The sequence below is a fragment of the Sphingopyxis sp. GW821-FHT02C12 genome (genome assembly GCF_059421785.1).
On record NZ_JBWKVQ010000002.1, the window covers coordinates 497,746 to 522,273 of the forward strand.

The window sequence follows — 24,528 nt, forward strand, 5'->3', positions numbered from 1 at the left end:
CCTCGTTTCTCGATCGTTGCGCACAAAGGCGAGGCTTGTGCGCTGCAACAGGTCGGCGGGCAATAGGTATATGATTCTATCCTGTCAACAGCATATCACGTAATATTATTTCTATTTTGTTGATCGAATCCTTGTTTAATGATTCCGCATGGCGTGGCCAGTCGGCGGGTGGCTGGTGGCGGAACCACGTAAACTGGCGCTTCGCATATTGGCGGGTGGCGGCCTGGGCGAGGGCGAGGGCTTCGGCGCGGTCGATCTCGCCGCGCAGATATCGCGCGATCTGGGGCACGCCGATCGCGCGCATGACGGGGAGGTCGGGGTCGAGGCGGCGCGCCAGCAAAGCCTCGACCTCGGCGATCGCGCCGCCGTCGAACATCGCGTCGAGCCGGAGGTCGCAGCGTGCGCGCAGCCAGTCGCGCGGTGGGAGCAGGAGGAAGGGGGCGAGCGCGATCTCGCCCGCGATGCCGCCCTCCTGCGCCGCCTGCCAGTCGGCGAGGGTGCGCCCCGTCGAGCGGACGACCTCGAGCGCGCGCGCGACGCGGGTGCGGTCGGCGGGGTTCAGCCGCGCGGCGGCGGCGGGGTCGGCGGCGGTCAGCGCGGCGTGGGCGTCGGCGACGTCCATCGCGCGCACCGCGTCGCGCACCGTGGGGGCGATGTCGGGCACCGGGGCGATGCCGAACAGCAGGCTGCGCAGATAAAGGCCGGTGCCGCCGACGAGGATGGGAACCATATCCGCGGCTTGGGCGTCCGAGATGGCCGCGCGCGCCTCGTCGGCCCAGCGCGCGGCGTTATGCGCTTCGGCGCCGTCGACATGGCCGAAGAGGCGGTGGGGAATCCCCGCCATCTCTTCGGTCGAGGGACGCGCCGAGAGGATGGCGAGGTCGGCATAGACCTGGCTGGCGTCGGCGTTGATCACGACGCCGTTGCCAAGCGCCTCGGCAAGGGCCACCGCCAAAGCGCTCTTGCCGCTGGCGGTCGGTCCGGCGATAAGCGCGATGGGCGGCCTCGCGGCCGAAGAGAGTGAAGGAGATGCCATGTTCGTAGCGACGCTGATAGCAGCCGGGAAGCTGACCGACGAGGTGGTTCGCGAAGGCATCGACCGGCTCGACGCGACGGGGCACGAGGTCGGCGCGCCGCATTGGCTCGACGTCGGCGACGCCGCCGATATCGTGTTCCAGGGCAGCCTGGTCAGCGCGCGCGCCGAACTGGCGAAGATGGACCATGGCGCGCTCGACGTCGTGGTGCAGCCGCTGGGCGACCGGACCAAGAAATTGATCGTCGCCGACATGGATTCGACGATGATCACCGTCGAATGCATCGACGAACTCGCCGACTATGCCGGGATCAAGGACCAGATCGCGACGATCACCGCGCGCGCGATGCGCGGCGAACTCGATTTCCGCGCCGCGCTGTTCGAGCGCGTCGGGCTGCTCGGCGGCCTGGCCGAGGGCGTGCTCGCCGAATGCCGGATGGAACGGGTGCGGCTGACCCGCGGCGCCCGGACGCTGATCCAGACGATGAAAGCGCATGGGGCCTATTCGGTGCTGGTGTCGGGGGGCTTCACCGCCTTTGCCGACCCGGTGGGCGAGGCGATCGGCTTCGACAAGGTGGTCGCCAACCATCTCGAGATTTCGGGCGGCAAATTGTCGGGCCGGGTGCTGGAGCCGATCGTCGACAGCGCCGCGAAGCTGGAAACGTTGAAGGCCGAGGCCGCGAAGCACGGCCTGCCGCTCGCCGAGACGCTGGCGGTCGGCGACGGCGCCAACGACATCCCGATGATCACCGCGGCGGGACTGGGCGTGGGCTATTACCCGCACCCGTCGGCGGGCGCGGCGGCGGCGGCGGTGATCCGGCACCATGACCTGACGGCATTGCTGTGGGCGCAGGGCTATCCGCGGCGGCAGTGGGTGATGGGGTAGGGGCGAGCGGCGACGGCCGCTCCCCACTCCCAAATCCGGTAGATGACGGCGGGTCTTCGGATCAAGTCCGGGGTGACGGGGATGGGCAAGGGGAGTATCGTGCGGGTCGGAGGATCGCATGGCCCAACATCGCATCTATTCGATCAGCGTCGCGAGCGTGTACCCGCATTATATCGCCAAGGCGGAGAAGAAGGGGCGCACCAAGGCCGAGGTCGACGAGATTTTCCGCTGGTTGACCGGATATGGCCAGACGGCGCTCGAAGCCGAACTGGCGAAGGGCACGAATTTCGAGGATTTCTTTGATCGAGCCCCGGGGTTGAACCCGTCGCGGTCGCTGATCACCGGGGTGGTTTGCGGGGTGCGGGTCGAGAATGTGGAGGAGCCGCTGATGCGCGAAATCCGCTATCTCGACAAGCTGATCGACGAGCTGGCCAAGGGCAAGGCGATGGCGAAGATCTTGCGGGGGTGAAATTCCTCCCTGCGGCGAAGCCGTGGGGAGGGGGACCGCCGCGAAGCGGTGGTGGAGGGGCGCGGCCTTGCGCCAGCTTTTGACGGCGTCGGCCCCTCCGTCAGCGCTTCGCGCTGCCACCTCCCCATCGCTTCGCGACAGGGAGGATTGGTTTCGCCTATTTGCCGCGCATCACCACGCAGGGCTGGCTCGCCGATCCGACGGTGGCGCAGAATTTGTCGGCTTCGGCCTTGGTCGCGAAATTGCCAGCCTGGAGGCGAGTGAGCTTGCCGTTCTTGACGAGATAGGGCTGGCGGTCGGCGAGGCCGGGATATTTGCGTTCGAGCGCGGCCCACAGATTTCGGGCGTTGCCGTCCTGCGAGAAGGCGCCGAGCTGGGCGCGCCAATTGTCCGCGCCGACGGTGTGGACCGCGGCGGCGGGCGGGGCGGGTTGCGGTTTGGGCGGGGTGGCCTTTACCGGAATGGGCACGGGTTTCGGCGCCGCGGGTTTCGGCGGCGCGGCGGGGGGCAGGTCGCCGCTTTCGGGCGGTGCGGCGTAGCTGGTGCCGGGCGCCGCCTTCGCGTCGGTGGCGGCCGCGGCGGCCTCGGCGGCGGCGTTTGCCGCGGCGTTGGCGGCGGCCGACGGCGGGAGTTCGGCGGTCTTGATCGGTTGCGGCACCGCGGGACGCGGCTCGGGCGGCGGCGGCGCGGGCAGGTGGTCGGGCGCGCGGGGCGGCGGCGGACCGGGGTCGGCCTTGATCACCGGCGGCGGCGTGTAGCTGGTGCCGGGAACCGAAACGGGCAGGCTGGCGGTCTTGACCGGTGAGGGCGCGGGCTTGGGCGGCGGCGGCGCGGCGGCGTTGACCGCGGCGAGGCGTTCGCGCTGTTCGGCCTTTTCCATCTCGGGCAGCATTGCGAGCCCCGCCTGGCGCTGTTCGAGCGGAATCAGGCTGTCGAGTTGGGCGAGGCGCGCCGAGGCGATGCCGAGTCCGGCGTCGCTGGCGCGCTTGGTGAGCGCATAGGCGCGCGGCCAGTCCTGCGCGGCGAGGTCGCCGTTGAAGTGCGCGGTGCCGAGCACATATTGCGCGCGGGGCTCGCCGCGCGCCGCCGAGCGGACGATCATCGGCATCGCCTCTTCGCGGCGGTTGGCGGTGAAGAGCACGAGGCCGAGATTATCCTCGGCCTGAAGATGCCCCTGTTTGGCGGCGCGGCGGTACCAGCTTTCGGCCTGCGCGAGGTCGGCGGGGACGCCGCGGCCGAGCTTGTACGCCTGACCGAGATTGAACTGGGCATCGGGATCGCCGGCGAGCGCGAGCGGGCGCCAGATCGATACCGCCTGCTGGGCGTTGCCGGCCTCCCATTGATCGACGCCGTCCTTGACGCTGGGCGTCGCGGCGGCGGGCTTGCTCGCCGCGGGTGCCGCGATGGCGGGTGCGGCGGACATCGCCACCGACAGCAACGGAAGCAAGGCGATGGTGCGGAATAGACGCATGACAATCTCCACTGACGTCAGCAGCCCGGACCCGGGCGGCGACAGTCCCCGGCCCGGCGCTAGGGGGTAATGGCTAACACCCCGTTAGCGACGCGTCGACCAGAGTGTTTCTGATCCGATACGGCACAGTTTTATCTTAAGTCGCTGTTTACCATGATGTCCAACGGACCGTTTACCGTCATTTTCACATCGTTAACCCAATCTTAGGCCCCCGCATGGCATTCCACCGCCAATTCGTGGTCACATTAGGGGGACAGCTGTGCGCGTTTTGGCATTGGCTTCACAAAAGGGCGGGTCGGGTAAGACGACATTGTCGGGGCACCTTGCGGTGCAGGCCCAACTCGCCGGCGCAGGGCCCGTTGTCCTGATCGATATCGATCCGCAGGGCTCGCTCGCCGACTGGTGGAACGAGCGCGAAACCGACCTTCCGGCCTTTGCCCAGACCACGGTCGCACGGCTCGCTTCGGACCTCGAAATCCTGCGCCAGCAGGGCTTCAAGCTCGCGGTCATCGATACGCCGCCGGCGATCACCATGGCGATCCAGAGCGTCATCGGGGTCGCCGAGCTGATCGTCGTCCCGACACGCCCCAGCCCGCACGATTTGCGCGCCGTCGGCGCCACCGTCGACCTGTGCGAACGCGCCGGCAAACCGCTGGTGTTCGTCGTGAACGGCGCGACGCCGAAGGCCAAGATCACCAGCGAGGCCGCGGTCGCGCTGTCGCAGCATGGCACCGTTGCCCCGATCACCTTGCACCACCGCACCGATTATGCCGCGTCGATGATCGACGGCCGCACGGTGATGGAGGTCGATCCCAACGGCCGCTCGGCCGACGAGATCCGCCAGCTGTGGTCCTATATGAACGACCGGCTGGAAAAGAATTTCCGCCGCACCGTGTTCAGCGGTGTGCCGATGCCGTCGCAAGGCGGCTATGGCGCCGTCCGTCCGATGGGCGGTGGTTTCGGCCGCCGCATCGCCGGTCAGTAAGGGGAGATGGAAGCCATGGGCGAACCCAAACCCCTCGCATCGCTGAACGCCGGTCTGTTGGCTCGCAAGGGCGCCGCGCGCCCCGCGATGCGCCGCCAGCCGCTCGGCAGCGGCCCGGTTCCGGTCAGCACGGTCGGTTACGACGACCTCGGCTGGAACGACATGGGCTATGACGTCGACCCGGTGCAGTCGAGCGAACCGACGCATATGGTCGACCTGAAGCCTTTGCTCAGCGGATCGGTGCCCGAACATAATCTGGAGGCCGAACATGCGGTCGAGGACAGCGCCGGCCACGAGGTCGTCGACTGGCTGGGCGAAAGCGAAGCCGCCGAGGAATTCGTCCCCGCGCCGTTGCCGGTCATTCCCGAAATCGTCCGCCAGCAGGAATCGCTGAGCGACCGCGTCGCCGCGGTAGCGCGCAAGGTCGAAGCGCGGCCCGCCGAGCCGAAGGCGCCGCGCGCGCCGCGCGCGCCGCGCGCGCCGCGCGCGCTGCGCGCCCGCGACAAGGCGGCGTTCACGCTGCGCCTCGACGCCGAACGCCATCTGCGGTTGCGGCTGGCGAGCGCGGTGACCAACCGCTCTTCGCAGGTGATCCTGACCGATCTGCTCGACGAATTTCTGTCAACGCTGCCCGAGATCGACGCGATGGCGAGCCGCCTGCCGGCCACGCGCCCGTCGCGTCGGACGATGCAGTCCTAAGTGAACAAGGGGGACCTGTCATGAACCGCAACCTGCTGATGAAGCTTGCCGTGTCGGGCTTTGTGCTCGGCCTCACGACCACCGGCTGCAGCATGAACAAGATGGCGAATGCGCCGTCGAACGCGCTCGGCAAACCCGAAACCGCGGTGAAGTCCGCCGACAAGGCGCGCGACGCGCTTACCGACGGCAAGGTCAGCAAGGCGGTCGCCTACGCCGAAGCCGCGGTCGCGGCGAGCCCGCGCGACGGCGCCTATCGCGCGCTGCTCGGCCAAGCTTACCTCAGCGACGGACGGTTCGCCTCGGCCTCCGCCGCGCTGACCGAAGCGATGGAATTGGGCACCACCGATGCCAATACGGTGATCGCGCTGACGCTCGCCAACCTCGCGCAGAACAAGACGAGCGAAGCGATGGCGCTGCTCAACGCGCATCGCGATATCTTGCCCGCACCCGACATGGGGCTGGCGCTGGCGCTGGCGGGCGACAGCGAGTCGGCGATCTATGTGCTGAGCGAAGCGGCCCGTGCCGAAGGCGCCACCGCGCGCACGCGCCAGAATCTCGCGCTCGCGCTCGCGCTGTCGGGCCGCTGGGCGCAGGCGCGCATCCTGGCATCGCAGGACCTGTCGCTCGACAAGGTCGAGGGGCGGATGGCCGAATGGTCGAAGCTCGCCAATGACAACAACAGCGCGCTGCGCGTCGCGAGCCTGATCGGCGTGACCGCGCAGGCCGATGGCGGGATGCCGGTGCGCCTCGCTCTCAGCAATTTCACCGGCACGCAGATGGCCACCGCCGACGCGCCGATGGTGCTGGCGAGCGCCGATCCGGCGCCGGTCGACAGCTTCGCGCCGCCGCCGCCGGCGGTCGAAGCCGCCGCGATCCGTACTGTCGAACTGCCGATGCCGCAGCGCGACGCCAATGGCGTCGTCCCGGTCACCGAACTGCCGGTGCCCGCCGCCGCCCCCGTAATCATGGCCGACGCCGCGCCCTATCGCGCCGCGCCGCGCGTCGCGGGCGAAGCCGCCGCCGCGCGTCCGTTCCACGAAGAGGCGCGCGCGCTGGCGACCAAATTCCTGCCGCAGCTCGCCTTCGACGCCAAAAAGCCGTCGGGCTGGGCGGTGCAACTGGGCGCTTATGACAGCCTGGGCATCGCCAAGGAAAAATGGGGTTCGCTGAAGTCGCGCAACGCGATGCTGGCGAATTTCCCGGCGTCGAGCCACGCCGCGACCGTCAAGGGCCGCACCTTCTATCGTCTGACCGTCAACGGCATCAAGACGCGCGCCGACGCCGACAGGCTGTGCGGCCAGTTGCGCGCCGACGGCCAGAAATGTTTCATCCGCCAGATGGGCGGCAGCGAGAGCATCCAGTGGGCCGCGCGCGGCACCCCGGTGCGGCTGGCGTCGCGCTGATATAGCGCTTTCCGGTTTTGGGAGAGACGAGGGGGCGTGGCCGCGAGGCTGCTCCCCTTTTGCTTTTTGATCATCCTCCCTGTGGCGAAGCCATGGGGAGGTGGCAGCGCGAAGCGCTGACGGAGGGGCCGACGCCGTCAGGCGTCGTGTAAGGTTTCGGCCCCTCCACCACCGCTTCGCGGCGGTCCCCCTCCCCATCGCTTCGCGACAGGGAGGATATCGCTCAACCCTCTTTCGCCGCCGGCAGCCGCGCGAGGGTGGCGACGAGCTGGGCCTGGCTGGTCGCGCCGGTCTTGCGGAACACGCCCTTCAACAGGAAACGCGCGGCGTTGACGCTGATCGCACGCTGCGCGGCATAGTCCTGCACCGATTGGCCGGCAACGAGCGCGACCGCGAGGCGCGCTTCGGACGGGGTGAGGCCGAACCATTGCGCGACGCGGTCGACCTCGACCACCGGGGTTTCCCCCGGCGCGCTGCCCAACGTGACGATCAGCGACGCGCCGAGCACGACGCCGCCGATCTGCGGCGCCGATTGCCGGGTGATGCGCGCGACGAGCACGGGGCATTCGCGGTCGTCCTTGCCGAGCGCCTGAAAGGCGAGCCCGGCCGGATTGGGGCTGCGCAAGAGGTCGTGCAGTCGTTTCTGGCTGGCGGGATGGGCGAAGGCGAAGCGGTCGCCCGCGATGTGGATGAAGCCCGCCTTTTCATATTGCCCGGCGCGGCTGTTGACGGCGAGGATGTTGAGCTGGTCGTCGAGGCTGAAGATCGCGAAGGGCGCGACGTCGGCGGCGGCGCGTGCGGCGCCCGCCGCGAGTTCGAGCGTGGCGAGCCGGTCGCTGATCCGCATGGCGCGCTGGATGTGCGGGGCGAGCGTGCGCAGGCCGCGCTTCAGCCGGTCGACGTCGCGGTCGCCGGGGCCGGGGAGCAAGAGCCCCAGACGCTCGCCGCCGCGGCGGTCGAGCAGCACCGCGATCAGGCGGTCGATTCCCCAAGGCGCCAGGAAATTGCGCGAAAATTCGGTCTCGGCAAACTCTTCGCGGGTCATGATGTCGTTGCTGTCGATGACGCTGCCATTGCCGTAGCGCATCATCTTGTGCGACCATTCATGGCGCCCGGCATAGACCGCGGCATAGATTTCCTGCACCCCGGCGGCGAGCCCGGTCGCGGCGACGAAACGGGCGCCGGGCGGATTGCTGCTTTCCCACAGGATGAAGGCGGCGTCCCAGCTCAGCGGGCAGAGCGCGTTGCTGATGTTGGCGAGGGTTTCGTTCCAGCGTTCGGGGTGCAGCACCGAATCGTAAATCTCGCCGATCAGCCCGTTGAGGACCTCCCATTCGGCCGACGCATTATGGCCGGACGGCGCAATCTGGACCTGATCGTTCGGCATCGGCTTCCCCAAAAGACGACAGCGGTGGGCGGGACGGTCGGATGGGGAAGAATGTCCCCATTTATCAGCGGATAATCATATCCTGCAAAAAAGTTTCGATCCTACCCATATGGGTAGCGCGAGCGGGGGTCAAATGGGTCATTCCATGGGGGCGACCCAAGCACAGGATGGCCGGAAACGGCCATCCTGTTTTTCTTGAAGCCCGTCGGTTTCCCGGCGGGCTTCTTTTTGTGATGTGTTGGGGGCGTGCGAAATCCTCCCTGTCGCGTAGCGATGGGGAGGGGGACCGTTCGCGAAGCGAATGGTGGAGGGGCGGCAGCGGTTGCGCCATGGCCCCTCCGTCAGCGCTTCGCGCTGCCACCTCCCCATGGCTGCGCCACAGGGAGGATTGTCGTTGGTCAGCGGATGCGCTGGCCGCCCTTCCACATCATCGTCGCGCGGCCCTGGACCGGCATGCCGTCGAAGGGGGTGTTGCCGGCCCATGCCGCCATTTTCTTCGCATCGACCTGCCAGGGCGTGTCGGCGTCGATGAGGATGAGGTCGGCTTCCTTGCCTGTCGCGAGTGTTCCGGCGTCGACGCCGAGCAGACAGGCGGGGGTGGCTGCGAGCAGTTCGAACAGGCGGCCGGGCGTGACATGGCCGTCGCGGACGAGATTCAGGCCGAGCGCGAGCAGCGTTTCGGCGCCCGCCATGCCGGGCTGGGCCTCGGCGAAGGGGAGGCGCTTGTCCTCGGGGCCGCGCGGGTCGTGGCCCGAGGCGAGGATGTCGATCGTGCCGTCGGCGATCGCGGCGAGGCAGGCGTGGCGGTCGTCTTCCGACCGGAGCGGCGGCGACAGGCGCGCGAAGGTGCGGAAATCGCCGATCGCGGTGTCGGAGAGCAGCAGGTGCGCCGGGGTGATGCCGCAGGTGACGGGGACGCCCTTCGCCTTGGCTTCGCGAACAAGCGCGAGCCCGCGCGCGGTGGTGACCTGGCGGAAATGGACGGGGGCGCCGGTTTCCTCGACGAGCGCGAGGTCGCGGGCGATCGCGATCGCCTCGGCGATGGCGGGGGCGGAGGCGAGGCCGAGGCGGGTTGCCATCTCGCCATCGGTGGCGACGGCGCCGGCGGTGAGGCCCTCGTCCTCGGCGTGGATGATCGTGACGAGACCGAGCGCGGCGGCATAGCTCAGCACGCGGCGCATGACGCCGCTGTCGGCGATGCGCGCGCGGCCGGTGGCGATGGCGCGCGCGCCGGCCTGTTTCATCAGGCCGATTTCGGCGAGTTCCCGGCCCTCGAGGCCCTTGGTCGCGGCGGCGATCGGATGGACCCAGAGGTCGGGCTTGCCGCCCTTGGCGGCGCGCTCGACAAGGCCGGCGCCGTCGAGCGGGCCGCTGTCGGGCATCAGCGCGGCGCGGGTGATGCCGCCGAAATGGAAGGCGGGCTTGTCGGTCGCGAAGACGCCGAGGTCGATGATCCCGGGGGCGAGCCACTGGCCCCTGGCATCGACGGTTTCGGTGCCATCGGGAAGCTCGGTCGGGTCGATCGCGGCGATGCGGCCACCCGCCGCGAGCAGGCTGCCCGGGCGCGGCGTGTCGCCGTCGACCAGCAGCGCGTTGACGATGTGAAGCGGGGTCACGCCCATCCTTCCACTCCCCGCTTGCGGCGCGTGAGGATGTCGAGGCACGCCATGCGCACCGCGACCCCCATTTCGACCTGTTCGGTGATCGTCGAGCGGACGGGATCGTCGGCGACATTGCTGTCGATCTCGACCCCGCGATTCATCGGGCCGGGGTGCATGACGATCGCATCGGGTTTCGCTTTCTCGAGGCGTTTGGGGGTGAGGCCGTAGAGCGCGTGATATTCGCGTGCCGACGGCAGATAGGCGCCGTCCATGCGCTCGTTCTGAAGGCGGAGCATCATCACGACGTCGGCGTCCCTTATGCCTTCGTCCATGTCGGTGAAGCTGGTGACGTGCATGCGCTCGATCGCGGGCGGGGTCAGCGTCGGCGGGGCGACGATGCGCACCTCGTTGCCGAGCAGGGTGAGCGCGAGGATGTTCGAGCGCGCGACGCGGCTGTGTAGCACGTCGCCGCAGATCGCGATCGTCAGCCCCTCGACCTTGCCCTTGCGGCGGCGGATGGTGAGCGCGTCGAGCAGCGCCTGCGTCGGATGTTCGTGGCGACCGTCGCCGGCGTTGAGGACCGGGCAGTCGACCTTGTCGGCGATGAGCTGGACCGCGCCCGAACTGCCGTGACGGATCACCATCGCGTCGGCGCGCATCGCGTTCAGCGTCATCGCGGTGTCGATCAGCGTCTCGCCCTTTTTCACACTCGACTGCGCGGCGTGCATGTTGACGACGTCGGCGCCGAGGCGTTTGCCGGCGATTTCGAACGACAGCAGGGTGCGCGTGGAGTTCTCGAAAAAGGCGTTGATAATCGTGAGGCCCGCGAGCCGGTCGTCGTGCTTCGCGGCGCCGCTGCGATTGAGTTCGACCCATTGCTCGGCGGCGTCGAGGACATAGCTGATCTCCCACGGGGTCAGCTGCGCGATGCCGATCAGGTGGCGATGGCGAAAGGCATCGCCGCCGGGCGGATAGTCGCTGGCGGGTCGGGTGGTGGAGGTTGTCATTAAAGCCGAGCGTTTAAGAGGCGGCGCGCCAATAGGCAAGCGCTGTGGCCGCCCATGGCTGCAAGAATCCGGTCGCCCACAGCAGGAGCAGCGCGATGTCGAGCCAGAGCCAGATCAGCATCCAGGTTGCGAAGGGCTGTTTGCGCGTCTTGTGGCGCACGAGGCGTGCGGCAAGGACCGTGCCGAACGCCCCGCCAAGGAAGGCCCAGAGGAGGAGCGTCGCTTCGGGAATGCGCCGGTCGCCGGCCTCTGCCTTCTGCTTGTCGAGCACCATCAGGACAAAGGCGATAAGGTTGGCCGCGATCAGCCAGTAGACGATATATTGCGTCATCCGCGCGTGAGCGCGTCGATTGCGCCCTGCAGGATGAAGGCCGCGGCGGCGCTGTCGACGCGTTCGGCGCGCTTGGCGCGGCTGACGTCGGCGGCGATCATCGCGCGTTCGACAGCGGCGGTCGACCAGCGTTCGTCCCAGAGCAGGATCGGCAGGGCGAGGGGGAGGAGGTTGCGCGCGAAGGCGCGGGTCGACTGGGTGCGCGGGCTGTCGCTGCCGTCCATGTTGAGCGGCAGGCCGACGACGAGGCCGACGACCGATTGCGTAATGACGAAGGCACGGATCGTCGCGAGGTCGGCGGTGAACTTCTTGCGGATGATCGTCTTGTCGGGGGTCGCGAAGGACCAGCCGGCGTCGCAGACGGCGACGCCGATGGTCTTGGTGCCAACGTCGAGGCCCATGAGGCGGCCGCCGTTCGGCAGCGTGGCGGCGAAATCGGGGGCGGCGGTGGTGATCATCGCCCCCCTTTACCCGTTGGTGTCGAGCGAAGTCGAGACACGCCGAGGCGTTCCGTGTCCCAGGCGTGTCTCGACTTCGCTCGACACCAACGGGATTAGCGGCGGGCGCCTTGGGTCAGGACCTGGCTTTCTCTTCGGCCACAGCTGTTTTGGGCGTCGCCGCCGCGGGCACCGCTACAGGCTCCGCCGCCGGCGGCACCGGCGAGGGTTTGCCTTCATAGGTTGCCAGCCGCCGCAGCACATCGGCGCGGACATTCGCCCAGAACAGGGTGATGTCGAAGACGTGGTAGTTGTTGCCCGGCAGCACATAGCTCGGCGCATAGTCCTTGGCGATATCGGCGTTGCCGACCATCAGCAGCCCGCGCGTGTCGTCGCATCGGGCACCGATCTTGCCCGCGATCAGCGAGCCGCCCTTGAACCCGTCGATCGGCTTGAGCGTACCGATGTTGGCCTTTGCTTTCGCCGTCGTGTCGGGGATGCCGGTGATCGGGTTGGTGCAGAGCATGCGCGTGTCGCGGCGCGGGCGGCCGTCGAAGCCGACGGTGCCGTCATAGGCGCCCAGCACCATCGACGGATCGGCGGGTTCGGCGAAGCTCGCCCAGCTGAGGATACAGCCCTTTTGTTCGGGGGTCTCGCAGGCGGGCAGGCCGAGCCCGGCGAGGTCGGTGTCGACGCTGACCGGCCAGCCGATGATGTAGGCGGCGACGATGCGCTTGGCGAGCGGAGTGCCCGCGATGCGGTTCTTGAGCAGGGTGGTGAGGTGGAGCGCGCCCTGGCTGTGGCCCGCAAGGATGATCGGCTTGTCCTTGGGGATGTTTTCCAGAAACGCGTCGAACGCCTGTTCGACGTCGCGATAGGCGGCATCGATCGCCTTGCCCGCGGTGACGCGGTCCTCGGCGAGGAAGGCGCCGAGCGTCGCCTGGCGATAACGCGGAGCCCAAACCTCGCCGGCATCGCCGAACGCGCTCGCCATGCCCTGCATGAACAAAGTCGCGCGGTAATTGGCGTCGCGGTCGTCGAGCGGGGCGTTCCAGCTCGACCGGCTGTAATAGCTGGTCGGGTGGACAAAGAAGATCGCTGCGTCGCCCTTTGGCGGGGCTGTGTCCGCCGACGCGGTTTCGGCCGGTGTGGCCGCTGTGGCGGCCCTGGCGGGCGGGATCAGCTTGTCGGTCGCCGCCTTGGCGCTGTCGGGGGCGCGGGCTTCGCCGCCATCGGCGGGCGGGCGCCAGTCCGACGGGTCGTTTTCGAGACCGGGGCGCGAGAACCACATTTTCGGATCGTCATAGGCATTGGGCGCCGCCGCGGTCTGTTCGACGAATTCGGCGCTGGGCACCAGCGCGGTGCGCGCGAACCAGCCCGGCGCGAATTGATAGGCAAGACCGACGCCGAGGATGAGGAAGATGACGGCGGCGATGAGGTAGAGGAACTTGCGGGCCATTTGGGCTCCATTGGGGACGGGGAGAGATGGGGTTCGGCGCCTCTTTACCCGTTCGGATCGTTTGAAGTCGAGATGCCCATCGGCGACGCGCGCTTGCGGGGTGCCTCGACTTCGCTCGACACGAACGGAAACAACAGTCCGGTCGTCCGGCGCCATCGCGTGCTATCTGGCTTGCGCGCGCGGCTTAAACAAGCCCAGATGTGGGGAATGACCGACATCCCCGCAAGCGCGCCCGCGCCCGATTCGCCCCATCCGTCGCACCGTCTGGACGACAGCGACGCGCCCTGGCCGCAGCGGCCGTGGATCATGGCGGCGATCTGTGCGGTCGCCGGGCTGGTCTTTCACCTGACGATCGACTGGCGGTACGAACCCAACCTCGATCCGGGGCGCAACGCGTTCGCGGCGTTCATCACGGTTTCGACGCTGGTCTTCGTGCTCGGGGTCGAGCTGCGCCGCTGGCACTGGGCGCTGGGTTTTTCGTTGTTGTGGGGCGCGGTGATCGCGCTGATCGTGTGGACGTCGGCGGCCTATAATGTCGATGCGTCGCCGTTCGAATGGCCCTTCTGGTCGGGGCTGCTCGCGGTGCTGATCGCGACGCCCTTGTTCCAGACACGGCGCGACGTCGCGCCCGACTGGCGGTTCTGGAAATTGTGGGAGATGCCTTACGAGCGGCTGCACAGCCATGCATGGACCGACGCGGTGATCGGCGCCGCGGCGCTGGCGTTCACCGGGCTGACCTTCCTGCTGGTGCTGTTGATCGGGCAGATGTTCCAGTTGATCGGGATCGACCTGGTCATGACGCTGTTCGAAAAGGGCTGGTTCCCGTGGATGCTGGCGGGGGCGGCGTTCGGCGGCGCGGTGGGTTTGCTGCGCGAGCGCGACAAATTGGTGTCGACGCTCCAGCGGCTGGTGATGATCGTGCTGGCGGTGCTCGCGCCGGTGCTGGCGGCGGCGCTCGTGATTTTCCTGTTGTCGCTGCTCGGCACCGGGCTGACCAAGCTGTGGGATTCGGGGTTCTCGACCGCGGCGCTGATGATGGCGGTGGCGGCGTTCGCGGTGCTGCTCGCCAATGCGGTGATCGGCAATGGCACCGACGACCGCGCGAACAATAGCCTGTTGCGCGTGGCGGCGGCGGTGCTGGTCGTCGCGGTGCTGCCGCTCGCGGTGATCGCTTATTATTCGATGCATTTGCGGGTGATCCAGTACGGCTGGACCCCCGAGCGGATCTGGGGCGTCGTCGCGGCGATGATTGCGCTGGCCTATGGCGTCGCGGGATTGTGGTCGGTGGCGAAGGGGCGCCGGGGCTTCGACGATGTGCTGCGGCCGTTGCAACAGAAGCTGGCGATCGGGCTGACGTTGCTCGCGCTGTTCCTCGCGCTGCCGATCGTCGATTTCGGCGCGATTTCGACGCGCGACCAAGTGGCGCGGTTGAAATCGGGCGCGGTGGCGTCGGAAAAATTCGACTGGGCGGCGCTGGCGTTCGATTTCGGACCCGATGGGCGCGCGGCGCTGAAGGATCTGGCGAAGTCGGTCGACAAGACGCGCGCCGGCCTCGCCGAATGGGCGCTGAAGGCGAAGGACCGCTGGGAACTCAATGGGTCGGGCAGTGAGATCGACGAAAGCGACATGGTCTATGGCGCGAAGCCGATCGAGCAGAAGATCCGGATTTTCCCCGCGGGCCGTAGTTTGCCGGCGGAGGCCTATGCCGCGTTGGCGGCGCAGGGCCAGTGCAAGACCGCGCCGTGCATCGCCTATGTGCTGGGCGACAGCCGCATCGCGGTGGTCAGCCGCGGCGGCAATGTCGGGCTGCTGGTGCGCGATGCGAAGACGCAGCAATGGTCCGAGAATTATGACGCGTTCCGGTCGGGGGACACGACCCGCGGGCTGACGATCGACGAACTGGAGAAGGCGGTCGTCGAGGTGCGGCCGGTGACGCGGCAGCAGGTCTTTGTCGACGGCAAGCCGGTCGGTGAGGATTTCGAGTGATTTGATCCTCCCCGTCGCGCAGCGATGGGGAGGGGGACCGTCCGCGAAGCGGATGGTGGAGGGGCCGCAACGTCGCGCCAATGCCCCTCCGTCAGCGCTTCGCGCTGCCACCTCCCCATGGCTTCGCCACAGGGAGGATCATGGTTGAAGCATTTCGGCGGTGATGCTAGCGGCGCAGCTTCTCCCGCAAAGGCAAGATGAATGGCAATCGATCAGGCAACGGTAAGGAAAATCGCGTCGCTGGCGCGCATCGCGATCAGCGATGCGGAAGCCGCCGCGATGGAAGGCGAATTGAACGGCATCCTCGGATGGGTCGAGCAACTCGGCGAGGTCGATGTGACCGGGGTCGAGCCGATGACCGCGGTGATCCCGAACACGCTGCGGCTGCGCGACGATGTGATCGACGCCGACCCGCTGACCGGCGGCAACCGCCGCGACGATGTGCTGGCGAACGCGCCGGCGGCGATGCACGGCTTCTTTGGCGTGCCCAAGGTGATCGAATGATGGTCCATCATTCGATCATCCCGGACAGTGGCGTAGCCGCGACCGATCCGGGATCCAGAAACGAAAAATTGGGCGCTGTGACGCTCTGGACCCCGGCCTTCGCCGGGGAACGGTGAGATAAATGACTGATCTTACGAATCTAACAGTAGCGCAGATCCGCGACGGGCATCGCGCGGGCGATTTCAGCGCCGTCGAGGTCGCCGAGGCGTTCAGCGCCAATGTGGCGGGCGCGAAGGCATTGAATGCGTTTATCGTCGAGACCCCCGAGCATGCGTTGGCGGCGGCGAAAACCGCCGATGCCGATCGCGCGGCGGGGGCGCTGAAGCCGCTTTCGGGGGTGCCGATCGGGATGAAGGATTTGTTCTGCACCGACGGGGTGCAGACGACGGCGGCGAGCCATATGCTCGAAGGCTTTGTGCCGCGTTATGAGTCGACGGTGTCGGCGAAATTGTGGGACGCGGGCGCGGGGATGCTTGGCAAGCTCAACCTCGACCAGTTCGCGATGGGGTCGTCGAACGAGACGAGCTATTTCGGCAATGTGATCAGCCCGTGGAAGCGCAAGGACGGCGGCAATGCGGCGCTCGCGCCGGGCGGGTCGTCGGGTGGCAGCTCGACCGCGATCGCGGCGCGGCTGTGCCCCGCGGCGACGGGGACCGACACCGGCGGATCGATCCGCCAGCCTGCGGCCTTCACCGGCATTTCGGGGATCAAGCCGACCTATGGCCGCTGCTCGCGCTGGGGAATCGTCGCGTTCGCGAGCTCGCTCGACCAGGCGGGACCGATGGCGCGCGACGTGCGCGACTGTGCGATCATGCTCGAAAATATGGCGGGTTTCGATCCCAAGGATTCGACGAGCCTCGATTTGGCGGTACCCGCTTGGGAAGCGGCTTTGTCGGGCGATCTCAAGGGCAAGAAGGTCGGTATTCCCAAGGAATATCGGCTGGAGGGCATCGATCCCGACATCGACGCGATGTGGGATGCGGGGATCGCGATGCTGAAGGACGCGGGGGCCGAGGTCGTCGAGATCAGCCTGCCGCACACGAAGTACGCGCTGCCCGCTTATTATATCATCGCGCCCGCCGAGGCCTCGTCGAATCTCGCGCGCTATGACGGCGTGCGTTATGGTTTGCGTGACCTGCCCGATGGGGCGGGGTTGCAGGATATGTACGCCGCGACGCGCGCCGACGGCTTTGGCCCGGAAGTGAAGCGCCGCATCATGATCGGTACCTATGTGCTGTCGGCGGGTTTCTACGACGCGTACTACACGCAGGCGCAGAAGGTGCGGACGCTGATCGCGCGCGATTTCGACGCGGCGTTTGCGGCGTGCGACGTGATCCTCGCGCCGACCGCGCCGTCGGCTGCGTTCGGTCTGGGCGAGAAGATGGCCGATCCGCTGGCGATGTACCTCAACGACGTGTTCGCGGTGCCCGCGAGCCTCGCGGGGCTGCCCGCGATGTCGGTCCCCGCAGCGCTGAACCGCGAAGGGCTGCCGCTGGGGCTGCAGATCATCGGCAAGGCGTTCGACGAGCAAGGCGTGCTGAACGCCGGGCTGGCGATCGAAGAGCGGGCTGGGTTTACAGCGCGGGCGGAGAAGTGGTGGTGAGCGCATTAGGAGAAATCGTCGAAGCGGCTATTCAGGCCATTGGCGAACTCCTATCGGGACCTGGAAAGAAGGATTCTCAGCTAACCGACCAGGATTGTGCCCGGCACAAGCGGAAGGTTTGGCGCGAGATTATCCGTTCAAATCGAAGAGACGAGAGATGAGCGATTATCGCATCAAGGGTGAAACCGGCGAATGGGAGGTCGTGATCGGCCTTGAGGTCCACGCCCAGATCACCACCAACGCCAAGCTGTTCTCGGGCGCCGCGACGGCGTTTGGGGCCGAGCCGAACACGCAGGTGTCGCTGGTCGACGCCGCGATGCCCGGCATGCTGCCGGTGCCGAACCGCGAGTGCATCCGCCAGGCGGTGCGCACCGGCATGGCGATCGAGGCGCAGATCAACAAATATTCGCGGTTCGACCGCAAGAATTATTTCTATGCCGATCTGCCGCAGGGTTACCAGATTTCGCAGCTTTATCATCCGATTGTCGGCGAAGGTTTGCTGACGATCGAGGCCGATGAAAAGGCGGGCATCCCCGAACCCAAGGTGATCGGGGTCGAGCGTATCCATGTCGAGCAGGACGCCGGCAAGCTGATGCACGACCAGCATCCGACGATGTCCTATGTCGACCTCAACCGCTCGGGCGTCGCGCTGATGGAGATCGTCTCGCGCCCCGATATGCGCTCGCCCGCCGAGGCGGGGGCCTATGTGCGCAAGCTGCGTTCGATCCTGCGCTATGTCGGGTCGTGCGACGGCAATATGGAGGAAGGCTCGATGCGCGCCGACGTCAACGTCAGCGTGCGCAAGCCTGGCGACGAATTCGGGACGCGGACCGAGACGAAGAACGTCAATTCGGTGCGTTTCGTGATGGCGGTGATCGAGGGCGAGGCGAAGCGCCAGGTCGCGCTGATCGAAAGCGGCGGCACGGTGGTGCAGGAAACGCGGCTCTACGATCCCGACCGCAACGAGACGCGCTCGATGCGGTCGAAGGAAGATGCGCATGATTACCGCTACTTCCCCGATCCCGACCTGTTGCCGCTGATCCTCGACGAGGATTTCCTGACCGAGTGCCGCGACAGCCTGCCCGAACTGCCCGACGCCAAGCGCGCGCGCTATCTGGCGGCCGGGATTTCGCCGTATAACGCCGATGTGCTGACCGCCGAGGTCGAGAGCGCGCTGTGGTTCGATACGCTGCTGGCGACGGGCGCGAAGCCGGCCCCAGCGGCGAACTGGGTGACGAGCGAATTGTTCGGGGCGCTCAACCGGCTCGGCAAGAGCTTCGAGGATTGCCCGGTCGGCCCGGCGCAGGCGGGCGAATTGCTCGGCCTGGTCGCCGATGGCACGATTTCGGGGACGATCGCCAAGACGGTGTTCGAGAAGATGCTCGAAAGCGGCGACGGTGCGGGCGCGATCGTCGAGCGCGACGGGCTGAAGCAGACGAGCGACACCGGCGCGATCGAGGGTGAAATCGCGAAAATCCTGGCCGCCAATGCCGACAAGGTCGAGCAGTATAAGGGCGGCAAGGAAGCACTGTTCGGCTTCTTCGTCGGGCAGACGATGAAGGCGATGCAGGGCAAGGCGAACCCGCAGGTGGTCAACGAGTTGCTGAAAAAAGCGCTCGGCTGACGCGAGGGTCCAGGGTTCGTTGCAAAGTGGCCGCAAAGGCCCTTGTTTCCCCGCAAAAACTGTCATAGCAAGCCGTTATTGGGGAAAAACGGGGGTTTTCAGTGGGTCGCAAAACGGGTGCGGCAGCTTTGCTGCTGCTTTTATCGTCATGTCCGGCGTGGTCGGGGGTGGCCTTGGCCGCCGCCCCGGAGTCCGAGGCCGAGCAAGCCGATACGGGCGACGATGGCGCGAAATTCTTTCTGTTTCACAAGGCCGGGGTTTCCATCGATCAGGCGCGAGGCGACCTGATCTATTGCATCGGTCAGGCGCGACCGATCCTGTCGTTCCGCGACCGTTACGGCGGCAGCGGCGGGCTGTTGGGCGCGATGATCAATGGCCGGATGGCCGAGATCGACCGGTTCCGGATGCGCAATGCCGCCATGCGTAAATGCATGGGGATGATGAATTACGATCGTTACGCCATGCCGCAGGAACAGTGGAAAACGCTCGTCAACGAGGGCGATATCGTCCTCGACAATGATGGGCTGGTGAGCGCCGAAGTCGTCGAGCGCATGGCCGCCTATGCCAGCGGGCCGGTGCCCGCGACGGAGAAACTGTCGCGATGATCAGGAAAAGTGCAATCGGCCTCGCCGTCGCCGCGATGCTATTTGGTCCGCTGGTGACGACGGCCTCCGCCGCCGAGAAGCCGGCGAAGGTTCCGAAGATCAAGCTGGAGCCGCTGAAGCCCGGAAAGATCAAGCTCGATCCGCGATTGGGCTATATCCTCGTTCGCATGGGTCCGAGCAACGCCAGCGAAAAGCCCACTCCCGTCGCGTTCGTCCGGATCAACGCCGCCACCGGCAAGCCGTTCGAACCGGGCGACGAAGAAGCCGCCGCGCCCAATTTCGACCGGACGGTGCTGGTTGTCGTGAACGCCGGACGCAGTTTCGGGGAAGTCGATGGCCAGTCGGTCTATTTGCTGTCGGCCTATCCCGGTCAGTGGATCATTTCGAACGTCGGTGAAACCTGCCTGTCGCTCGGCACCTATCAATTCGAGGTCAAGCAGGGCGAAGTCGCCGATATCGGGAGCCTGTGGACGGCTCGCGAAGATGGAAAGTCTGCCGTTCCGCAACTTGCCGGCGTCACATTGTCCCAGGATCTCGTCGAATTCGGGACGATGATGAATATCGTCATGTCGACCGCGCTGTTCGCCGCGCCCGCCGACGGCACGCCGGCGCTGCCCGCCGAACTCGCCAGTTTTCCGGTGTCCAAGGCGGCTCTGTCGCCCGATTTCCGCATGGAAAACCGGTGCCAGGGCTTGATCAATCGTGCGGCAAGCCTGCCCCCGATGGAAAGCGCGCCGCCGATGACGCAAGCCGAAGCCCTGGCCGCCATCGACAAGATGAACCCGCCCGACCGGGTCGAAGCCGCGCGCAAACGCGCCGCGCAGAAGGCTGCGTCGGCAGCGGCGGCCAAATAGCCAAGGCCTTTGCAGTTGGTCGATGAGGCCGGGAAGGCGCTCAGCGGACCGGTGGGGGTCGATGATCGGTGCGCATGTGGGGGTGAAATGCGGAATTTCCATCTATCGGTCGCGATCGCGGCGATCTGTCTGACGATTCTGCCATCGGCGGGTTACGCGCAGGCGATCAAGCCGCCGCCGCCGATGCGGGCCTTCTCCGCCGAGGAAGTCGCGGCGATCGCCATGCCGGACACTGCGTTCGCGGCAACGCCCGACGATATCAAGACATATGACAAATATTTCTATTTCCATCGCGACGGCACCGATTTCGATACCGCCTTCAACGATCTGAGCGAATGCGATGCGCTGGCCAGCGGGCTCAGCTACTATGCGAGGCAGGATCCGCTCATGGCGAACTACTATGTCACCCAATATGGACTTGCCGGTGCTTTGGGCGCCGTGATCGCCTCGCCAATCGACGACGCGATCCTTGGGTCGACCGAACGTCGCAAGATTCGGCGGCTCAATATGCGCAATTGCATGGGATATAAGGGATATGACCGCTACGGCCTGGAAAGGGAGCGCTGGCAAGCCTTTCATTTCGAGGAAGGCTTCAATCGCGTCGATGACGACAAGCGTACCGCCTATCTGATGAAACAGGCGCGGGTGGCGTCCGGTCCCAAGCCGACGGCGGAGGTTCTGATACGATGATCCGTATGGTGACGCCCGCGCTGGCGTTTGTGGCGGTCGCCGTCTCGTCGATCGCCTGCGCGAAGCCGGCCGGCTATGCCGACACGATCCAGGAGCGGGACCTGTTGTCGGGCAAGGAAAAGATCGAGCCGGAGAGCGGTTATGTCTATATTCGCAGTCCGATTCCGCAAGGCGGCGTGCTGCTGCTTTTGCCCGATGAGGCGGCGATCGCCCGATACGAAGCGGAATGGGCGGCGGCGCTGGCTGTTGTTCAGCAGAAATATCCCGCCAAGCTGGAGGATTGGGAGTTTCGCACCCGCCTCGCCCACGGCAAGGGGCAAAAGTTGCCGGAAAAGCCGATCGAGCCGACGCCGGAGAATTTCTCGATCGGACCCATCGAAGAACGCAATCCGGTTTTCTATGGTCTGCATATCTCGGCCTCGACCGAAAGCCCGCAGAGCTACAGCTATTTGTTGCGCGTGGAGCCGGGGCGCTATGCCTATTATGGCCCGGTTTCCAAGGGGCGGGACGGCTTGAGCGGAACCTGTTATTGCATGGGCACGGTCTCGTTCGAGGTGAAGGCGGGAAGGATCACCGACACCGGGAAATTTTTTCCCGGTGGGATGCTCGCCTTTGGCCTGCCCGTTTCCCTGCAATCCTATCCCAACGAACAGGCGGACTTCCGCGCCCATGGGAAGCTCGACAATTTTTTCGGCCTTGCCATCGGCCGCATGCCACGGGTCGCCGGCATCCTCGCCTATGACCGCGACAGGGTTATCGACCTGAAGGCGCAGGCCGAGGCTGCCGCAGTCGCGACGCCGGATGCCGGAGCGGTCGAAACGACACCCGTCGCGGCGACGGGTGTCGAAGGCTAAGCTGCCAAGGGGGCTTGGACCCTAGAAGCGCCGCTGGCCCGCGCCCCAGTCGCCGCTGTCGCACTGGCCCGAAAAATTGGTGATCGCGTCGATCGTGATCCGGCCCGAGCGGCGGTCGACGGTCAGCTTCGGCTTGTTGAGCCCGTTGATGCGATAGCTGGCGGTGATGCGGTCGGGGGTGACGACGAGATTGTCGAGGTCCCACCAGCCATGATCGTCGCCGCTGTGGATCGGCGCGACGAGCTTCGGGCCGAGGTGGATACGCCCCTGATCGCCGTAGAGTTCGATCTGGACATCGCTGGTGAAGCCCTGCGCGCTATTGCCGACCTGGTTGCTCCACTCCCACTTATGATCCCACGGGTTCCACTTGTAGGTCGGTTTGACATCGACGGTGGGGCGGGTGCCGGCGCCGTAACAGACGAGGACGAGCGAGCCGGGGTCGCGATAGCCGCTTTCGGCGGGCCGGTCATAGGCGTGCGGTTGCGGCATATGGGCATCGCGCGGCGGGCCGTTATCGCAATTTTCGGGGGGCACCGCGATCAGCGCGCCATAGCGGCCGTCGACGGTCGATACCGACAGGCAGCGGCCGGTGCGCTGGTTCCACCAGAAGGTGTAGCGCTGTTCGCCGACGGTGGTCGAATAGCGCGATTCATAACCGCGCGCGAGCAACTGGGTTTCGCCGCCCGCGGCGCGCGCGCCGATGAGGTCGGCGACATCGGATGCCGGCTGGGCCGAGGCGGCGAGCGGGACGGCGGCGGAAGCGAGGAGGAGGATAGCGAGCGGGAAACGCATAGGGACTCTCCAGTCGCGAGATGCCCCGATCCTATCAGAAACCGGCGCCAGCTCCAATCAAGCCCGAGCGGCTATGCCGAAATTAAACTCCCGTTCTGGCATCATTTTTCCGCCTTCCACACGCTGCGGCCTTCCTTGATGGTTTCCAGGACCTTGATGGCTTTGATGCCGTCCACGGGCGTGGTCAGCGGGTTGCGATCGAGGACGACGAAGTCGGCGAGCAGGCCGGCTTTGATGCGGCCCTTGCGCTTCTCCTCGAAGACCTGCCAGGCGGGGGCGGTGGTGAGCGCCTGCAGCGCTTCATAGGCGCCCAGCCGCTCGTCGGGGCCGCTGACGACGCCGGTCGGCGAGACGCGCGCCATCGAGGTCCAGAGCATGAAGCGCGTGTCGAGCGGGGTGACGCTGTAGTCGCTGTGGTTCGATGGCGTCAGGCCCGCCGCACGCGCCGAGCGGAAGGGGCTGATGAAATCGACGACCTCTTTCGGGAAATTGGTGCGGTGGACATCGGCCCAATACCAGGTGTGGTTCGAGAAATAGGCGGGACCGACGCCGATTCGCTTGTAGGCGGCGAGCTGGTCGGGACGCTGGAACTGCGAATGGATGACGATCGGGCGGCGATCGTCGGCGGCCTTGATGCCGAGCGCGTCGAAGCAGCGGATCGCCATGTCGATCGCCGCGTCGCCATTGGCATGGGCGAAGATCTGCCAGCCGCGATCGTGGACCTTGCGCGCCTGGGGGCAGAATTCCTCCTCGGAAAGGACGGGCTGGCCGTGCCAGGGGTGCGAGCCGTCGGGGCTGCCGCGCTGATAGTCGCGGGTGAAATAGCCGGTGCGTGCCTGGACCGATCCGTCGAGGACGAATTTGATCCCCTGCAGCTTCACATGGTCCTGATAGACGCCGAATTTGACCGCCGGATCGGCGAGCAGCGCATCGAGGCCGGTCGAGAAGGGCAGGAGGGCAAGGTCGATTTTCAGCCGCTCGCGCGCGGCGGGGCTGGTCAGGAAGGCGATGTCGGGGGGCTGGGTCGCGCCGTCCTGCGCATGGGTGTAGCCTTCGGCGAAATAGGCATTTTGCGCGGCGTCGAGCGCCGCGAGCTTCTGTTCCGCCGTCGGCTGCGGCATTTTGGCGAACAGCAGATACATCGCCTTTTCGAGGAGAACGCCGTTGAGCTTGCCCGCGTCGTCGCGGAGCATGATGCCGCCGGGCGGGACGGGGGTCGCTTCGTCGATCCCCGCAGCCTTCAGCGCGGCGCTGTTCGCCACGGCGCCATGGAGTGAGACATGCAGCACGACGATCGGCCGGTCGGCGGCGACCGCGTCGAGTTCGGCGCGGGTAATGTGGCGCTTTTCGGCGAGGGTTTCATGATCATATTGCCAGACGACGATCCATCGGTCGGCGGGAAACGATTTCGCATAGTCGCGTATCGCGGCCTGCAATGCGGGAATGTCGGTGACGCCCGCGTGCGCCTTGTCGCGCAGGTCGAGTCCGCCCGCGCTCATCGTCGCCGCCGTGAAATGCGAATGGGCGTCGATGAAGCCGGGGAGCATGGTCGCGCCGTTGAGGTCATGGACCGCGGGAGCAGGCCCGGCGACCTGGCGCGCTTCCGCTTCCGACCCGGCAAAGGCGATCTTGCCGTCTTTGGTCACGACGGCCTCCACTGTCTGCGGTGTATCGCCGTCCATCGTCAGGATCGGGCCGCCACGGTAAATCGTGGCGTCCTGCGCAATGGCGGGTGCCGCCAGCGCCGCGAGCATCAGGGCAAATGCCCCGGTCGATATTTTCATCATCGTCTCTCCCCGCCCGCATCGTGGCGGCGGGAGAGGGGGTGGGTCAAGTGGTTCGCTTGCT

At 66.7% G+C, this 24,528-nt stretch carries 23 protein-coding genes; 13 read left to right on the forward strand and 10 right to left on the reverse strand.

The features are described from left to right. Positions 1–76 precede the first annotated feature (76 nt). Complete coding sequence (miaA, locus tag AC07U1_RS17625; RefSeq protein ID WP_495178130.1) at positions 77–1,036, reverse strand: tRNA (adenosine(37)-N6)-dimethylallyltransferase MiaA; 960 nt, start codon at positions 1,034–1,036, stop codon at positions 77–79. On the opposite strand from miaA, the gene serB reads away from it, so the two are divergent. Both serB and AC07U1_RS17635 read left to right on the forward strand, forming a co-directional pair. Further along, a complete protein-coding gene (serB, locus tag AC07U1_RS17630; RefSeq protein ID WP_495178129.1) occupies positions 1,035–1,919 on the forward strand; it encodes a phosphoserine phosphatase SerB in 885 nt (294 codons plus the stop codon). The two genes, miaA and serB, sit on opposite strands and share 2 nt — an antisense overlap. Before the next feature lie 118 nt (positions 1,920–2,037). Further along, the gene (locus tag AC07U1_RS17635; protein WP_495178128.1) at positions 2,038–2,388 is read left to right on the forward strand and encodes a DUF2200 domain-containing protein; all 351 of its coding nucleotides are present in this window, start codon (positions 2,038–2,040) and stop codon (positions 2,386–2,388) included. Between the two features lie 157 nt (positions 2,389–2,545). On the opposite strand, the gene AC07U1_RS17640 is transcribed toward AC07U1_RS17635, so the two are convergent. Continuing rightward, positions 2,546–3,859: an SPOR domain-containing protein gene (locus AC07U1_RS17640; RefSeq protein WP_495178127.1), complete on the reverse strand. Its 1,314-nt coding sequence runs from the start codon at positions 3,857–3,859 to the stop codon at positions 2,546–2,548. 259 nt (positions 3,860–4,118) lie between these two features. Here AC07U1_RS17640 and AC07U1_RS17645 point away from each other — a divergent pair, with 259 nt between their 5' ends. The 3 genes from AC07U1_RS17645 to AC07U1_RS17655 are packed head-to-tail and all read left to right on the forward strand — an operon-like array spanning position 4,119 to position 6,946. Continuing rightward, complete coding sequence (locus tag AC07U1_RS17645; protein WP_495178126.1) at positions 4,119–4,844, forward strand: AAA family ATPase; 726 nt, start codon at positions 4,119–4,121, stop codon at positions 4,842–4,844. A 15-nt stretch (positions 4,845–4,859) separates the two neighbouring features. Then, positions 4,860–5,543 carry a hypothetical protein gene (locus tag AC07U1_RS17650; protein ID WP_495178125.1) on the forward strand — a complete coding sequence of 228 codons (684 nt, stop codon included), beginning with the start codon at positions 4,860–4,862 and terminating at the stop codon, positions 5,541–5,543. A gap of 20 nt (positions 5,544–5,563) precedes the next feature. Continuing rightward, positions 5,564–6,946: an SPOR domain-containing protein gene (locus AC07U1_RS17655; protein WP_495178124.1), complete on the forward strand. Its 1,383-nt coding sequence runs from the start codon at positions 5,564–5,566 to the stop codon at positions 6,944–6,946. 223 nt (positions 6,947–7,169) lie between these two features. Here AC07U1_RS17655 and AC07U1_RS17660 read toward each other — a convergent pair whose 3' ends face one another. From AC07U1_RS17660 to AC07U1_RS17685, 6 genes are all read right to left on the reverse strand, one after another. After that, positions 7,170–8,333, reverse strand: coding sequence for a helix-turn-helix transcriptional regulator (locus tag AC07U1_RS17660; protein WP_495178123.1), 1,164 nt, complete (start codon positions 8,331–8,333; stop codon positions 7,170–7,172). A gap of 398 nt (positions 8,334–8,731) precedes the next feature. Then, entirely contained in the window at positions 8,732–9,955 is a 1,224-nt protein-coding gene (locus AC07U1_RS17665; RefSeq protein ID WP_495178122.1) for a dihydroorotase, read from the reverse strand. Next, the gene (locus AC07U1_RS17670; protein WP_495178121.1) at positions 9,946–10,941 is read right to left on the reverse strand and encodes an aspartate carbamoyltransferase catalytic subunit; all 996 of its coding nucleotides are present in this window, start codon (positions 10,939–10,941) and stop codon (positions 9,946–9,948) included. Before AC07U1_RS17670 ends, AC07U1_RS17665 begins: the two co-directional genes overlap by 10 nt. 13 nt (positions 10,942–10,954) lie before the next feature. Then, the gene (locus AC07U1_RS17675) at positions 10,955–11,272 is read right to left on the reverse strand and encodes a DUF1294 domain-containing protein (protein WP_156377758.1); all 318 of its coding nucleotides are present in this window, start codon (positions 11,270–11,272) and stop codon (positions 10,955–10,957) included. Beyond that, a complete protein-coding gene (ruvX, locus tag AC07U1_RS17680) occupies positions 11,269–11,730 on the reverse strand; it encodes a Holliday junction resolvase RuvX (protein WP_495178120.1) in 462 nt (153 codons plus the stop codon). Before ruvX ends, AC07U1_RS17675 begins: the two co-directional genes overlap by 4 nt. Before the next feature lie 115 nt (positions 11,731–11,845). Further along, a complete protein-coding gene (locus AC07U1_RS17685) occupies positions 11,846–13,168 on the reverse strand; it encodes a DUF3089 domain-containing protein (RefSeq protein ID WP_495178119.1) in 1,323 nt (440 codons plus the stop codon). Positions 13,169–13,375: 207 nt separating this feature from the next. Between AC07U1_RS17685 and AC07U1_RS17690 the strand changes: the two genes are divergently transcribed. The 8 genes from AC07U1_RS17690 to AC07U1_RS17725 all read left to right on the forward strand — a co-directional run bounded on the left by AC07U1_RS17690 (position 13,376) and on the right by AC07U1_RS17725 (position 21,888). Beyond that, entirely contained in the window at positions 13,376–15,154 is a 1,779-nt protein-coding gene (locus AC07U1_RS17690; RefSeq protein WP_495178118.1) for a DUF4153 domain-containing protein, read from the forward strand. 201 nt (positions 15,155–15,355) lie between these two features. Then, the gene (gatC, locus tag AC07U1_RS17695; RefSeq protein WP_056349827.1) at positions 15,356–15,658 is read left to right on the forward strand and encodes an Asp-tRNA(Asn)/Glu-tRNA(Gln) amidotransferase subunit GatC; all 303 of its coding nucleotides are present in this window, start codon (positions 15,356–15,358) and stop codon (positions 15,656–15,658) included. Between the two features lie 121 nt (positions 15,659–15,779). Further along, the gene (gatA, locus tag AC07U1_RS17700; protein WP_495178117.1) at positions 15,780–17,261 is read left to right on the forward strand and encodes an Asp-tRNA(Asn)/Glu-tRNA(Gln) amidotransferase subunit GatA; all 1,482 of its coding nucleotides are present in this window, start codon (positions 15,780–15,782) and stop codon (positions 17,259–17,261) included. 157 nt (positions 17,262–17,418) lie between these two features. Beyond that, a complete protein-coding gene (gene gatB / locus AC07U1_RS17705) occupies positions 17,419–18,885 on the forward strand; it encodes an Asp-tRNA(Asn)/Glu-tRNA(Gln) amidotransferase subunit GatB (RefSeq protein ID WP_495178116.1) in 1,467 nt (488 codons plus the stop codon). Between the two features lie 173 nt (positions 18,886–19,058). Next, positions 19,059–19,490 (forward strand): hypothetical protein, encoded by a 432-nt coding sequence (locus AC07U1_RS17710; RefSeq protein ID WP_495178115.1) that lies wholly within the window; start codon positions 19,059–19,061, stop codon positions 19,488–19,490. After that, the gene (locus AC07U1_RS17715) at positions 19,487–20,344 is read left to right on the forward strand and encodes a hypothetical protein (protein WP_495178114.1); all 858 of its coding nucleotides are present in this window, start codon (positions 19,487–19,489) and stop codon (positions 20,342–20,344) included. Before AC07U1_RS17710 ends, AC07U1_RS17715 begins: the two co-directional genes overlap by 4 nt. Before the next feature lie 9 nt (positions 20,345–20,353). After that, positions 20,354–21,034, forward strand: a complete 681-nt coding sequence (locus AC07U1_RS17720; protein ID WP_495197760.1) for a hypothetical protein — start codon at positions 20,354–20,356, stop codon at positions 21,032–21,034. After that, on the forward strand, positions 21,031–21,888 hold the full coding sequence (locus AC07U1_RS17725) for a hypothetical protein (RefSeq protein WP_495178112.1): 858 nt from the start codon (positions 21,031–21,033) through the stop codon (positions 21,886–21,888). Before AC07U1_RS17720 ends, AC07U1_RS17725 begins: the two co-directional genes overlap by 4 nt. A gap of 21 nt (positions 21,889–21,909) precedes the next feature. Here AC07U1_RS17725 and AC07U1_RS17730 read toward each other — a convergent pair whose 3' ends face one another. Both AC07U1_RS17730 and AC07U1_RS17735 read right to left on the reverse strand, forming a co-directional pair. Then, positions 21,910–22,680 (reverse strand): hypothetical protein, encoded by a 771-nt coding sequence (locus AC07U1_RS17730; protein ID WP_495178111.1) that lies wholly within the window; start codon positions 22,678–22,680, stop codon positions 21,910–21,912. Between the two features lie 101 nt (positions 22,681–22,781). Next, positions 22,782–24,467 (reverse strand): amidohydrolase, encoded by a 1,686-nt coding sequence (locus AC07U1_RS17735; RefSeq protein WP_495178110.1) that lies wholly within the window; start codon positions 24,465–24,467, stop codon positions 22,782–22,784. Between the last annotated feature and the right edge of the window lie 61 nt (positions 24,468–24,528).